Here is a 13809-nt window from a genome sequence, read left to right as displayed (position 1 = left end):
AACGGATGATGGACCGGTGGAACGCCGTCATGCGCGAGGGCGTCGACACGCTGGGCCGGGACACCCCCGCCGGCACCCGCCTCGCCGAGTCCGTCGCGTTCTTCGAGTTCGTCCAGGAAGAACTCCCCGACATGCTCGAACGCTGGCGCAAGCGCAAGGCCGAACTCCGCGACGACCCCATGACCGATAGGTAGGCCTGCACGTCCGGCGGCTGCGCCGCGGCACGTGTGAGACATCACCCAGCGGCGTCGTGAACGAACTTGCGGGGCTCATCGAGCACGGTTGCTGCACCGGTGGTGTCGGCGAGTCGGGCCGCGACGGTCTCCCGAGCCAAGTCTTCCGGAAGCGCGGCGGAAAACTTCAGGCCGGCCAGGGCCTTCTCGTTGATGTCGGGTAGTCGGAGGTCCGACGGCTGACGGAGGATACGGGCCGCGTCGTCGAGGGACAGGTCGGGTCGCAGGCGCAGGGCGCTGTCGCCGATGCGCTGGCGTTCGTCGACGACAGCGGGCAGCGAGGCGTGCAGGGTGCGGTTGGCGGCGGTGCCGGCCCACGTCCACCAACGCAGGTCGCCCTTTCCAGACCGGGTGATGAGGGTGCCTTCCAGGGTGACGTGGCTGGCGTGCTGCTCACGGAGGTCGTTCAGGGCCGCGGACGCCCGGCGGGTGAGTGCGACACCGGGAAGTTCGGCTCCGAGGAGAACCGCCCGCATGCCCCTGGTGACGTCGAAAGACAGCCCATCACCCCAACTGAGCCACGACGCCCGGCCGGGCAACTCGCTTGGCTCGACGTAGCAGCGGCGGCGCTGCCAGTCGAGGTGATTCACCTGCCACCCGCGCCCGGCGAGCAGCAACACGCGGGGCTGGCCGGCGGGCACGTCGGCAATGAGCGCGTCGTCGCCGACACGGCCGATCTCTTCCCGACCGGCGAGTACCAGGAATTCGGGCGCCGCGCTGAAAACCGTGGTCAGGTCGGCGAAGTATCGGCGGCCGAACCGTCGCTCCGCCTCCGGGCCGACGAAGGCGAGGTCGCCGTCGCGCTCCAGGTATCCGGAGTCCACGAGATGTCGCATGATCGCCGGTGCGCTACGGTCGAAGAGGGAGAGATCTCCCCACCATGCGCGCCACGTGTTCAACCCGATCGTGTGTTCCTGCAACGCCAGCGCGAGCATCTGCTGCGCGGCGATGTGCCGAGGATGTGGTGGCGGGGTGACGGGTTCCACCCAACCGTCCAACCAGCGCCGCAGCAGTCCCGCCGCGGGGAGCACCGCGGCCTTGTCCAGGCAGAGGACGAGACAGTTCCGGCTGGTGCCCGGCCGACGACCGGTACGGCCGAGCCGTTGCAGGAACGACGCAACGGTCCGCGGCGCGTCGATCTGGACGACGCGATCGAGGTCGCCGACGTCGATGCCGAGTTCCAGAGTCGACGTGGCGACGATGACGCAGTCCCGGGACTCCGCGAACGCGTCCTCGGACCTGCGGCGTTCGGCGGCCGACAGCGACGAGTGCGAGACGAAGGTGGTGACGTCTCGAGCGCGCAGAGCCGCGGCGAGTTCTTCGGCCCTTCGCCGGCTGTCCACGAAGACCAGCCTTTTCTCGCCGCGATGCAGGACCGAAAGCAACTTGGCGGCGTTGTCCACTGTTCCGACGTGGTCGACGGTGACGTCTGTGTCCGGCGTGTCGGAGACGTGGGGGGCGACCAGGCTTCGAGGACGATCGGTGTGCGCGCCCTGTAGCCAGGTCAGCAGTTCGGTGGCGTTGCCCACGGTCGCGGAGAGTCCGATGCGCTGCAGCGGACGCGCGGCGATCCGGGAAAGGCGTTCCAACACGGCCAGCAGATGCCAGCCGCGATCGTCACCGGCGAAGGCGTGTACCTCGTCGACGACCACCGCGCGCAGGTGCCGGAAGGCATGCCGGGCGTCGACGGTGGTGGAAACCAGCATCGCTTCCAGCGATTCCGGCGTGGTGAGCAGGATGTCGGGCTGATCCCGCAGGATGCGTCGCCGGGCGGACTGGCCAACGTCACCGTGCCAGACCTCGGCCGAACGCCCCAACCAGGCTGCATAACCGTGCAGCCGAGGCCGCAGGTCGTTCAGCAGCGCACGCAGGGGACAGAGGTAGAGCACCGACGTGCCCGTCCAACCCTCGAATGCCATTCGGGACAGCAGCGGCAGGATGGCCGCCTCGGTCTTGCCGCCTGCGGTCGGTGCCAGCAGCAGGGCGTCGGTGCCTTCGAGCACCGGAGCGACGGCTGCCTCCTGCAGGGCACGCAGGCCCGGCCAATGCAGGGTGTTGACCAGGTGGTGTTGGATCACCGGGTGCAGGGAGGCCACCCCGGCCAAACGGTCAGACATCGAGCTCGACGTCGTCGGCTGTGGCCGCGGCCGCTTCGCGCTCGGCGGCGGTCAGCTCCGTGGCGTTGATCGTCAACGCGTAGTCCTTGCGGGGGTCGAAGTCCTCGTACTGTTCGACGCGGTCGAGGACATCGGCCACCAGCTTGCGCAGGAACAGCCGGGGTGCCACGCCCACCCGGCCGCCGAGCCCGCCCGCGACCGCCTGACCGAGCGTCCGCAGGTAGGCGTCGTCGACGAGCAACCGGACGCGGTCGGCGGCCGGCGACCCGGCGGCGTAGAGGTCGCGGATTCGCTGGCCGAGCTCGACGAGCCGGTCCAGGGTGAATCCGGTGAGCCGAACCTGCGGGGCGCGCATGTTGTCGAAGCGCGCGTCGGTGGAGAAGTCGGTGTGCAGCCGCTGCGCCAGCGGCGGCAGCAGTTGCACGCCCTGCCGACCGTCGAAGAACGCCGGCGTGCCGGTGACCATGAGGTACAGCCCGGGAAATCGGCCGGTGTCCACGTCGTCGATGAGCTGTCGCAACGCGTTCAAGGCCTTGGCACGGGCGTCGCTGCGCACCCGCTGCAGCGTCTCCACCTCGTCCAGCACCACGAGCAGCCCCGGATGACCGGCGTCGCGCAGCACGGTCAGCAGCCCCTGCAGGAACCCCAGTGCGAGGAAGTGGTCGATGTCGCCCTTTACCCCGGCGGCGCGCTTGACGCTGGCGGCGACGTGCGGCTGACCGGCCAGCCAGGCACTGAGACCGTCGGCCGTGTCCACGTCCCCGGTGGCGACGGCGCGCCGGTAGCCACGCAGGCCGGCCGCGTAGCCGGGGGTGGTGCGGGCGAGGTCGCCGAGCCGCTGGGCGAGGAGTGCGTCGACCGCGGCTCCGAGCGCCTCCGAGTCGGAGGCGGGTACGCTGCCCTCGGCGAGCACGTCCTCCTCCAGGGCGTACAGCCAGCCGTCGAGCACCGACCGGAAGGCGCTCGCCGGAGTGGTGGCCGTGGTCAGGCCCTCGCACAGCCTCCGGTACACGGTTTCCAGCCGGTGCAGCGGCGTTTCCGTCTCGGACACCTGGACCTCGGTGACGGCCATGCCGCGCGCCTTGGCCCGTTCGGCGAGCCACCGGGCGAGGAAGGTCTTGCCCGAGCCGTATTCCCCGCGTACCGCCTTGAACTCGGCTTCCCCCGCGACGCAGCGGTCGAGCTCCTCGTCGAACGCCGGAGCGAAGCGCTCCATGCCGACCGCGAACAGGTCCAGACCGCTCTCCGGAACCGTTCCCCGCCGGAGCGCGGCCAGGACGGATCGCCGCCGGGCCGCGCTGATCTCCGCCATCACCCGTCCTCCGGCGGGAACTGCTCGTCGAGCAGGTGCTGGTCGAGGACCACGGTACGGTCGCCGTCGGCCAGCGTGATCACGGGGTAGGCGTCCAGGTTGAGTACCCGGGCCAATGCGGTCACCACGCCGCGCGGGTTGCGTCCGGGTGTGCCGGCAGCCTGCAGCACGGCGGCCACCGGCAGGCGGCCGCCCGCCGCGATCAGTGCGTCCACCACGGCGGCGAACACCTCGGGCGCGGGCACCCGGTTCCTGGGCTGGCCACGGTGCGTGACCTGGAAAGTCTCCGAGGCGATGAGCCGGTCCCCGCGTGAACGGCCGTCGCCGTGGTCCGGCGTGAACAGGTCCGGTTCGGCCGGGGGCGGCGTGGGCTTGCGCCGGTTCCGTGGCCGCTCCGGCGCGGCCGGTGCGAGCGGCGTGGCGGTGGTGGGACGGCCGGTCCACCAGTCCGGCGGTCCCATGGTCTGCACGGCCCAGCCGTCGAGGATCTCGCCGCCGGCCCGCTCCGACTCGGCGCCGGGGGGAACCAGCACCACCAGGGGGATGGCCACCTCGGCGAGGGTGGCGCCGCCGTGGTAACCGTGCGCCCGCCTGCCGTAGCGCAGGCGCTCGCTGGCCGCGAGAACGGCGCTGCCTCCCGGTGCCAGCACGCGGGGCCCGGAAAGCGCGACCTCTCCCGGGCGCGACGGCGATTCGGGCTGGCGCCAGCGACTACCGCCGGTGTCGTCCGGCCGGCGCTCCGAGCCGTGTTCCAGCACGTGCCCATGGTCGCTGGTGAGCACGACGATCCAGCGTCCCGTGGCGGCCCGTTCCAGCAGTTGCGGCAGGCCGGGGACGTCCCGGTAGGTCCACGCGGGATCGTGGGACTGGCGACTGGTCGGCAGCGACTCGTCGACCGCGTTCAGCACGACCGCGACGACCTGCCGCTCCCGCTCCGCGCTCAACGCCTCGTCCAGCTCCGGCCCGAGGTCGCTGCCCGCGGTGCCCCCGACCCCGGACTTGTGGACGAGCACGGCGCGGGTGTTCGGCGGCCAGAACGGAGCCTTGGTGAACGCCTGCGGCTCGTCGGCCTGGGTACCACTGCGCAGCGAGCCCGCCAGCAGGCTGGTCCGGCAGTAGCTGGTCTCCGTGGGGAAGGCCGCGAGCACGGCGTCCCGGCCACCGTCCGGGGCGCGAACGACCTCCGTCCATCCGCCCCTGCCGTCCTGGACGACGGAGTCGACGATCTCGGCGGCCACCGCGCCGGACATGCCGTCGACCACGACGAGCAGCACGCGATGACGCCGTACCAGGGGAGTGACGACCTCGGGCAGCAGCGACTCGACACCCACGACGTCGTCCGGAACGGCGTGCGCGGCGTCCGGCAACAGCCGGGCGAAAGCGCGGTCGAACTCGTCACGGCGCCGGCCGGCCCGATCCGCGACGTCGGCCAGCGCGGCCGCCACGCTGTCGTCCGCGGAGCCCTGCCGGACCTGGGTGAGCTCCCGATCGACCCAGGCGAGCTCGCGGGCGTGCCGGCGCAGTGCGTCGTCGATCCCGGCCAGGCGCGCCTCTGGGGTCGCATCCAGCCACCGCCGCAACCGCACCGCGGCCTCCACCCGGCGGACGTGTGTTGCCTCCTGCTCGGCGAGGGCATGCTCGCGCAGCGCGGCAAGGTCGGCGCCGTCCGACGACTGCGCGGCTCGCTGGAGCCGTTGGGTGAAGCCGCTCGGCAGCACCCGGCTGTGCTGGGCGAACCCGACCCCGTTCAGCTCCGCGAGCAGGATGTCCGCGCGGCGGATCTGGTGCCGGACCCGCTCGGAGTCGTTGTCCAGGGCGAACCGCACGGCGTGCTGGGCGGCGGTCCGCACGTCCGCTCGGGCCGGCTCGTACGACCCGAACCGCGAGTGGCGGAACCCGCCGTACCGCTCGGCCGCCACCGGGTCGGTCGCCGGGGCAGCGGTCAGCACGTCGGCCACCAGGAGCTCGGCCAGCAGGTCGTCCCGCGACCGGGCAAGCCTGGTGACCACCTCGGCGGGCCGGCCCAGCATCTCCACGAGCCGCTCGGTCAGTCCGTGACGTTCGTCCTCGGGGAGCGACCGCCACAGGGTCCGAGTCGGTGCGTCGTCCAGCGCTCCGATCAGGCCGACGAGGTCCAGGGTGTCCGGCTCGACGCCAAGCCGGGCCCGCAGTACGTGCGCCACGGCCAGTTCCCGGCTGAGCACGGTGCCGTGCGCGGCCGGCAGCCCCACCCCCTGTGCCAGCCCGACCAGCGCATCCACCAGCCACGCCTGGTCGCTGGCCCGGATGCGCGGATCGAGCTGCTTGGTCTGCAGCAGGTCGTGCAGCAGCGTGTACTTGCTGACGTCGTAGAGCTTCTCCCGGTACAGCCGGGCCATGACCGCGTCGCCGAGTTCGCCGGGGTCCCGGTCGGTCAACACCACCAGTGCGTCGTCCTCGGCCCTGGTCTCGGCGAGGGCGTCCAGCATGGCGAGCACGGACGGGCAGGCGACGAACCGGGTTCGACGGTTGTCGATGGTGACCACCTCGTCGCCGGCCCATTCGGGCACACCCCTGGTCCGGATGCCGATGACCACCGGTCCGCCCCGCCGGCTGCTCGGCTCGACGTCCGCGAGCAGCCGCCTCACCCGGGTGACGACGGCGTTCTCGGTGGCGGACGCGAGGCTCGCCGCCGTCATTCCTCAGGCCCCACGGCGCGGTACCGCACCTCGATCCGCGCACCCGGGTGCTCCTCGGCGAAGCTGCGCAGCGCGGCCAGCACGGTGTCCAGCGTCCCGGTCACGGAGCCCTCGGGGCCCTGCGGAGGCGGCGGAGGGGGTGGAAGTGGCGGCTCCGGCGTGAACAGGATCTTGATCAGTTCCCGCTTGGCGGTGTCGAGGGCGCGGGCCAGGCTGGCGGCCTGCTCGTTGGCGTTGGCGTTGCGCCGCAGGGTCTCCCGGACGTCGGCGGCGCGCGGGTCCTTCAGGTGGTCAAGCACGTCCCAATCCGCGCGGCGCAGTGCGTCGGAGACCGCCCGGGCGCTCTCCAACGACCGGCTGATCACCACCGGCTCGATGCCGCGGAGGTCGGCGCGGGCCAGCGCGGCCACCAGCTCCGTCGGGTCGTTGACCTGGTACAGATCGGTGAGCAGCCGGCTGCCGGTGACCGCGGTGGCGTACCGGCCGGTGCTCGCCGACGTGTCCAGCCCCAGCCGGTCCGCGTACTCCTCCAGCATCTCCACCAGCTCGACGGCGGGCAGGCGGAGCTGGTCGACCTTGTCGCCCACCACGCGGGCCAACCTGGCCACCGCCCGCGGCGAGATGACGGTGGTACGGACGTCCACGCCGGTCAGGCTGCCGGCGCGGGCGCAGGCCAGCGTCCAGTCCTCGGCCGACGGGAGGACCTGCCGGTGCAGCGTCAGTTCGTCGGTGACGGCGTCCGGAGTGGACGGTGCCTCGATGGTCTGCGTGTTGCGCATCCAGCCGCGGTGGGTCAGCTCGGCGTAGGTGGCGATCAGCAGGTTCTCCACCCGCCGTTCGAGGCCGTACTCGCGCAGCCAGTGGCGCACCCGGCGCACCGGGATGGTGCCCTCGGCGATGCCTTCCCGGGCGGCCATCCGCTCCAGCTCGCTCTCCCAGTGGCGGTCCAGCACGAACGGGCCGCCGTGTTCCTCGCCGATCCGCAGCGGGTGGGCGATGCGGCGCAGCGCATCCCGGTACGGCTTGTCCACCTCGACCCGGTTCTCCGGGGCGTCCGCCGCTTGGCGCACGACGTCCAGCACGGTCCGCAGGTCCCCGTCCTTCAGCACCTCACCCTTGCGGTGCGGGTCGAAGTCGGGGTGCTTGGGGTAGGTGGCCGCGTAGAGCTGGTCGACGACCGACACCAGCGCGTCGGCGAAGGGCCGGCCGACGTCCAGCCGTGGGGTGACGCCCGGGTCCAGGCTCACCAGGTGGTCGGTCCAGTCCTGGACGACCTCCTCCCGGGGCCGGGCGAGCAGCCCGTAGGCGTTCCGCAACGCATCCTTCAGCTCGCTCCGCAGCGAGCCCTGCAGGTTGCGCAGCAGGTCCCTGGCCCGTTGCCGGTCCTCGGCGCCCAGATGGCCGGCGTTCTCGTCGAGGTGGTTGGCGTCCAACAGGTAGTCGACGCGGACGAGCCGGCTGACCTTGTCGAGGGTGTCGGCGGTGAAGAAGGCGGGCAGCCACGCGACGCACTGGGTGTGCCCCAGCGTTTCCCGCAGGCCGAGCACGCGGGTCCGGTCGTCGGCCGCCGAGTGCGTCTCGGCGTCGAACGGAAAGTCGATCACGAATCGCCACCGGTCGCTCTGCGAGGGCTCGAACATCTCGTCCCGCAGTTCCTGGCGGTCGCGGACGTTGCCGTAGACGATCTCGACGGTCCGCTGGCTGCCGCGCCAGGCCACCCGATGCTCCACGAACATCGTCCCGGTGTCCTTGACCCGCAGCTCCTCGAACAGCAGGTCCCGGATGAGGCGCCGCCGCCCGGCCTGGTTGTCGAGGTGGGTGACGCGCTCCAGGATCGCGCCCAGGTTCACGCCCACCAGGTTGAGCCGGACGCTCGGGTCGGCGCCCTCGCCCACCTGCAGCTCGGCGACCCGGCTCGCCCAGCGGCGCAGCCGGCGCACCACCTCGCCGACCTCCTGGCCGGGGATGGGCGTGGTGATGGTGCCGTGGTTGAGCGCGGCCAGCTTCCGCGCGGTCAGGTCGCGCAGTGCCGGGACGTCCGGTGCGAGCGCCGCCAGCAGCAGCGTCTTGACCAGCCGGTCGTCACTGTGGAACGCCTTGATCGCGGCCGGGTTCGCTTCGGCCAGCCCGGCGACCTGGTCGTCGTTGAGGCCCCGGTCGTGCAGCAGGATGGGCCGGAGCGTGCGCTGGTAGAGGTTGCGGGCCTGGTCGAACTCGTGCTTGAGCTTGTCCGTGAACGGCTGGTCGGCACCGTCGGCGATGGCGTCGAACAGATCGCCCAGCGGTACGAGCTGGCCGAGCCGGAACTCGTCGCGCCGGTTCACCAGGATTTGCTTCATCAGCAGCAACGCGGTCCGCTCGCGTTGCAGCGCGGAGGACACGTGCACCAGCACGTCGACGAAGGTGGGGCTGAACGGGTAGGTCTGCCGGAAGGCGTCCGCGTCGCCCGATCCGAGCAGGACGTCCCGCACCCCCGCGGGCAGCGCGCCGGTGCGCTCGAACGCCTGCCGGATGGTCTGCTCTTTACCCGGGTACGGCTTGAGCACCCGCTGCTCGGCGATCGCGCGGAGGTTGCGGTCCTCCAGGGTGATCCGGCCGATCCGGCCGTCCCAGTAGTTCAGGTGGTCGTGGAAGGACTGCAGCTCCGCGCCGGTCCGCTCCGCGCCGATACCCAGTTCCCGCAGGTCACGCTGGCGGGCGATGAAGCTGATGATCGGCGCCGGCCGGCGGGCGTCACCGGACTCGACCAGCTTGGCGACCTTCTCGGTCTCCCGGGCGATGAACTCCGGGTTGCCGATCTTGCCGGCGAGCCAGAGGACCAGCTCGTCGAGGAACAGCACGACCGCGTCGTAGCCGAGCGAGCGGGCGTGCTGGCTGATCGCGGCCAAGCCCTGGTCGATCGGGACGAACGCGTTCGCCGCGCCACGCACGGAGTCCACGTAGTTCGGGAAGTACGCCTCGATGACCTTCGCGATGAGGTCGTCCGACTCGGGGGAACCGACCGGCGCGCCGAACGCGTGATCCAGCTCGTCGGCGGTCATCGGCGCGGACAGGGTTCCCCATCCCGGGTCCGAGCTGGGGGCCAGTCCCTTCAGGAACTCCTCGGTGCCCATCCGATCGCGGAGCTGCCGGGCGTCGTCGAGCAGCCCCTGCACCCGGTAGACCGGCGGCAGCGCGGCGTCGGGGTGGTGCCGGCGGACGTGGTCGACGTAGCCGCCGAGCAGCGCGGCTTCCAGGCTTTCCGAGCCGGTCAGGTGGTAGGGGACGAGCAGGAACCGCTTCTCGCCCAGCCAGCCGTACCGGCTGATCAGCTTGCCGAAGCCGGGCTTGTCCCGGGCGGCGACGTCACCGTCCAGCAGGGCGTGCAGCACCGCCATGAAGTGGCTCTTCCCGGAACCGAAGGAGCCGTGCAGGTAGGTGGCCTTGGAGCTGGACTCGGCCAGGGCGGACCCGATCACACCGAGGGCCTCGTCGAAGGCCACCAGGAGCTGCGGCGTGACGACATAGGAGTCCAGCGTCGCGGCCCGGTGCTCCACGCCCTCGGTCAGCTTCAGCACGAAGTCGCCGCGGTGGATACGCTCCGGAATGGGGATCAGCTCGCGCAGCAGCGGCGGCTGGCTGGTCCCTGCGCCGGGCTGTGTCACGACGTGCTCACTTCCCTCGTCATGTCGCCTGCCGACAGTGTCCACGACAGTAGTGCGCCGTGACGGCACTGTCCGTTACATCCCCCGGCTTGCGCGCCGAGAAGGCGATCAGGGTCGGCCCGTGGTCCGGAGCCGATGCACTACGAACTCGATGTGGTGGTTGGTGCCGTACGACCGCCAGCTCCGGGCGATGCCCGGACCGATGTCTCGGCGCGCCGACGCGGCGATCTGGCCGTCGCCCCAACTGAAGTCGTCCCCACACCATTCGGGCAGGTGGACGAGTTCTCCGCACACCTTGTGGAACTGGGCGTTTCCATCCGGGTCCGTCCTGGTCCCGCGCAGCACGAGCCAGCGACCGTCCACGGCGTACCGCACGTTTGGCGCAGGGCGGGCCGGTACAGGCTGCCTGCGCGGCGGATGGTCGATCCCGTAGTCACCGAATCCCGGTCGGCGGCGTAATGGAAGACGCGGGTCCTGTAGCGCGCTCCACAGCGTGATTTCGCGGCGTGGCAGCTCGGTCACCTCCCACGGTTCAACCTCGGAGAGGTCCTGCGGGAAGGCGCCACTGGCCACGGTGATCGATCGCCACCGGTCGGTGTGCGCCAGCGAGCCGAGGTGAGTTCGGCACGTAGTTATTGACTGGTCAACCTGGGTGTCGTTCCTCAGCGTACCCACGTCGAACACCAGGTCAATTTCGTCCGGCTGCATTTCGAGATCGTCCAGCAGGCCATCCGTCCAGACCGCCAAATCTCCCGGGTGCTGGTAAAGGTCTTCCGCGGTGACGCGGAGACACGCGCCGTGGCCCAGTAACCGAGCGGCCTCCCGCAACGCGTCCACGGTGTCCGGTGGATCGGAGAAATGCACGGTGGGCACCACACGGAGCTGGTAGCCGTGGGTACGGCGTGCGATCTCGACGATCAGCGCGGGGCCGGCGTCGGTCTGGCCGAGCGGCCCGACGTCCACGGCGATACGGCGGCGAAGGTGCCAGTTGCCGAGGAGGTCCAGAGCCAGAGCCGCCGGGTCGGGCCGCGTCGCAGGCGGCTTGCTCCTCGTCGGGTTCGGCAACACCACGTCGATCAACGGCATGATCATGTCCACGGTGGCCCGGCGGAGGTGCTTCAGGGCCTCGAATTCGGCCGCCTTGCTCTTCAGAATCGGCACGTACGACCAGCCGTTATCACCCATTGTCTCCCCTGTGTGACGTAGCGCCACACTCGATTGGGCGACGATCAGTCTGGCCGGTCAAGAGTCTGATCGGGTGGGCCGCGCTCGACGACGCTTCCTGGAGCCACGAGAGTGTGCTCGCGGCCGCCGAACCGCAGACGCGGCAGGGCCGAGGGTGCAAAACTAGGCGTATGGACACACCCCGGACGTTCACGGCGGCGTTGCACCAGGAGGAGGACTGGTACGTCGCGCAGTGCCTGGAGGTCGACGTGGCCAGCCAGGGCCAGACGATCGCGGAGGCCCTTGCCAACCTCGCCGAGGCCGTGGAGCTCTATCTGTCCGAGGTACCCGACCCTCAAGAGCACATCCCCGCCACGCCGCTGGTGACGTCGTTCAGGGTTCCAGGAGCGGCGTGAGCCCGGCACTTTCCGACCTACCCGTCCGAAAGGTCATTCGCGCCCTGGAGTCTGCCGGCTTCGTCTACGCGCGGACCAAGGGAAGCCACGCCGTCTACCGGCGCGAGGATGGCCCCGCGGTCGTGATCCCGCTACATGGCACCGGTGTCTGGGGCGGCCCTACTTCTCGGGATGGCGTAGCTGGAACCGGTCGCCGTGCAGGTGCCTGAGAACGAGCCTCGGTGGCTGGCCCTTCGGCCATGGGGCGAGGCCACGACCAAGGAGCCACCGTCCGATGGACGCACTCCGCAGCTCAGCGCATCGCCGCCAGAACGACGCTGACAGGGCGACGACCGTGACTTCTCCCGCGCCGAGATCAAGAACGATGCTGGTCCAGCTCCTGTCGAAATGCCGATCGCGGTCCGCTGCGGAGAGGCGCACTCCGTAGCCGGCCCCGGAAGGGCGAGGGTTGCCGTTACTCCACGCGGTCACCCGCACAGCACACCTCTCGGCGCTGGAACTCGCGGCTCGACTCGCACGCCGCGGCGTGTCAAGGGCGCTCGCCAGGAGTCTGATGCTCCTCCAGCGGGAGCAGTCCGACGTCGCGGAGTTTCCGCCACGCGGAAGATACGTGGTGTTCGGTGAAGAGTCGACTCTTGCGTGGCGTCCACGTCTGAATAGCTGCCCACGCGTCGTAAGGACTACGACACGACTCTCGCCAGGCCACCCAGTGAGTGCTGGCGAGAAGCTCGATCGCGTAGGGACTCTCGAATCCGTTGATTATGTTCATGACAGGAGCCACGATCTCGGTGCGGACCTTGCCGCCGTCTTTCGATCCATGGAGGTAACGCTCTAGCTCCACCAGCCCGTCCGGGGTGGGCGCTATCGGGTCCAGCTTTTGCACCGGCGACGTTCCGTCGCCGTAACCTTCGAGGAATACACCTTCCATATCTTTGACAAGATGGCGTACCTCCTCACTGTATGGCCCGTAGCGCCCGCGCGCGAAGTCCAGCCGCAAGGAAGGCATGACGAGATGGGCGAAGTACATCAACTTCTGTATTTCCAGATGCGAGGCGCCGTTCAGTTCCTCCCACGGCTCGATACTCAGGCGTCGGTTGACGTACTCCCGGACCAGTTCGACTAAGGTCGCGCGTCCCCACGTCATTTTGATTGGCTGCGGTGCGAGATGACGCGCCGCATTCGACGGAGTGTAGAGGTGCACGGTGGTGTCCGGAAGGTTACCCAGGGCCTCCCTGATGAGCGGTTCGACCTCCCGCCACGGCAAGCCGCCGTTGCCGGTGCCGAGTGGAGGTACCGCTATTGAGCGAATTTCGCGATCAAGGATGACGCGTACAAGGTCATCGAGGCCGGCGCGGATATCCGCTATCCGCGAGCGTGCACGCCAGTGACCCTTCGTGGGGAAGTTGACGATGTAGCGAGGACCACTGATCGAGTGAAGATCGGTAACGAACATTCGGCCGAGCTGGACCTCGCCACGCTCGCAGGCGGCCTCGTACAGCCTGAAGTTCTCGGGGTACCGACGCTTGAACTGCAGCGCGATGCCCTTGCCCATGACCCCGACGCAGTTGACGGTGTTGACCAGCGCGTCGACGTCGGCCGTAAGGAGATCACCTTCGCCGTTGACGATCATCGTGTCCCCCTAGCTGTAGTAGAAGTCTCGTTCGACGCGATACTGCCTGGTCCCACCGACAGTCCGGAGTGCTTCCTCGGCCTTGCTCAGCGTGACCCGCGTCTTCGCGATCACGTGGCTGACCAGCGTAAGCGGCATTCGATCAAGCACCAGCACCTCTGCTGCTCGCCGGCTCGGCCTGTGTTGATCGTCAGGCGTCTTGTTCCACATTCGCTGGCACAGTAGGTCGAAGTCGACGAATCCGCCTAATTGATCAACCTCCCGCGAGAAGCTCACAAGATCACACGCAGCGTTCTGGTCGCTTACACACCATGTTAGGTCAGACTCGGCGATACGCCCAAGTGAGACACCGAGAAAGACGAGCTGGTCGTCGCCTCCGTTGTAATCTATATGGCCCCGGGTGACGGCGAACAACATGGGCGACTTCGCGGCGATATAGAAGGGCACATGGTCGGCTACGAACTTGTCTTGGGGGTAGCTCCTGTCCGGGTCCAATGCGGTTCAGATAAGGCATGTGTGCTGGTCAGCGTGGTGAGCTGACGAGGGTCGTGGTGACCGGTACGGTGCCCAGCCGTGACGTTGTCTGGGGTGGAGTCGCTGCCGCGGCCGCAGGGC

9 protein-coding genes and 1 pseudogene are annotated in these 13809 nt (G+C 69.8%); 3 read left to right on the top strand and 7 right to left on the bottom strand.

Going from position 1 to position 13809, the window contains the following annotated elements; genetic code table 11:
- A pseudogene (locus FFT21_RS29285) lies at positions 1-194 on the top strand (hypothetical protein); the annotation flags it as partial.
- A 41-nt stretch (positions 195-235) separates the two neighbouring features.
- Here FFT21_RS29285 and FFT21_RS23090 read toward each other — a convergent pair.
- The 5 genes from FFT21_RS23090 to FFT21_RS23070 form a co-directional block, all read right to left on the bottom strand.
- Positions 236-2350, bottom strand: a complete 2115-nt coding sequence (locus tag FFT21_RS23090; protein ID WP_137816035.1) for a DEAD/DEAH box helicase — start codon at positions 2348-2350, stop codon at positions 236-238.
- Positions 2343-3662 (bottom strand): BREX system ATP-binding protein BrxD, encoded by a 1320-nt coding sequence (brxD, locus tag FFT21_RS23085; RefSeq protein ID WP_137816034.1) that lies wholly within the window; start codon positions 3660-3662, stop codon positions 2343-2345. Before brxD ends, FFT21_RS23090 begins: the two co-directional genes overlap by 8 nt.
- Positions 3662-6340 carry a BREX-2 system phosphatase PglZ gene (pglZ, locus tag FFT21_RS23080; protein ID WP_137816033.1) on the bottom strand — a complete coding sequence of 893 codons (2679 nt, stop codon included), beginning with the start codon at positions 6338-6340 and terminating at the stop codon, positions 3662-3664. Before pglZ ends, brxD begins: the two co-directional genes overlap by 1 nt.
- Positions 6337-9984, bottom strand: coding sequence for a DUF6079 family protein (locus FFT21_RS23075; protein WP_137816032.1), 3648 nt, complete (start codon positions 9982-9984; stop codon positions 6337-6339). Before FFT21_RS23075 ends, pglZ begins: the two co-directional genes overlap by 4 nt.
- Before the next feature lie 108 nt (positions 9985-10092).
- Positions 10093-11196: a beta family protein gene (locus FFT21_RS23070; protein ID WP_137816031.1), complete on the bottom strand. Its 1104-nt coding sequence runs from the start codon at positions 11194-11196 to the stop codon at positions 10093-10095.
- Between the two features lie 143 nt (positions 11197-11339).
- Here FFT21_RS23070 and FFT21_RS23065 point away from each other — a divergent pair, with 143 nt between their 5' ends.
- Entirely contained in the window at positions 11340-11564 is a 225-nt protein-coding gene (locus FFT21_RS23065; RefSeq protein WP_137816030.1) for a type II toxin-antitoxin system HicB family antitoxin, read from the top strand.
- Positions 11561-11773, top strand: coding sequence for a type II toxin-antitoxin system HicA family toxin (locus FFT21_RS23060; RefSeq protein WP_137816029.1), 213 nt, complete (start codon positions 11561-11563; stop codon positions 11771-11773). Before FFT21_RS23065 ends, FFT21_RS23060 begins: the two co-directional genes overlap by 4 nt.
- 320 nt (positions 11774-12093) lie before the next feature.
- On the opposite strand, the gene darG is transcribed toward FFT21_RS23060, so the two are convergent.
- Together darG and FFT21_RS23050 are read right to left on the bottom strand one after the other, a co-directional pair.
- Positions 12094-13194, bottom strand: a complete 1101-nt coding sequence (darG, locus tag FFT21_RS23055) for a type II toxin-antitoxin system antitoxin DNA ADP-ribosyl glycohydrolase DarG (RefSeq protein WP_137816028.1) — start codon at positions 13192-13194, stop codon at positions 12094-12096.
- 9 nt (positions 13195-13203) lie between these two features.
- Positions 13204-13689 (bottom strand): DUF4433 domain-containing protein, encoded by a 486-nt coding sequence (locus FFT21_RS23050; RefSeq protein ID WP_137816027.1) that lies wholly within the window; start codon positions 13687-13689, stop codon positions 13204-13206.
- Between the last annotated feature and the right edge of the window lie 120 nt (positions 13690-13809).

The sequence above is a fragment of the Gandjariella thermophila genome (assembly GCF_005405885.1).
GTDB lineage: Bacteria > Actinomycetota > Actinomycetes > Mycobacteriales > Pseudonocardiaceae > Gandjariella > Gandjariella thermophila.
This window is presented reverse-complemented; position numbering and strand designations above follow the sequence as displayed.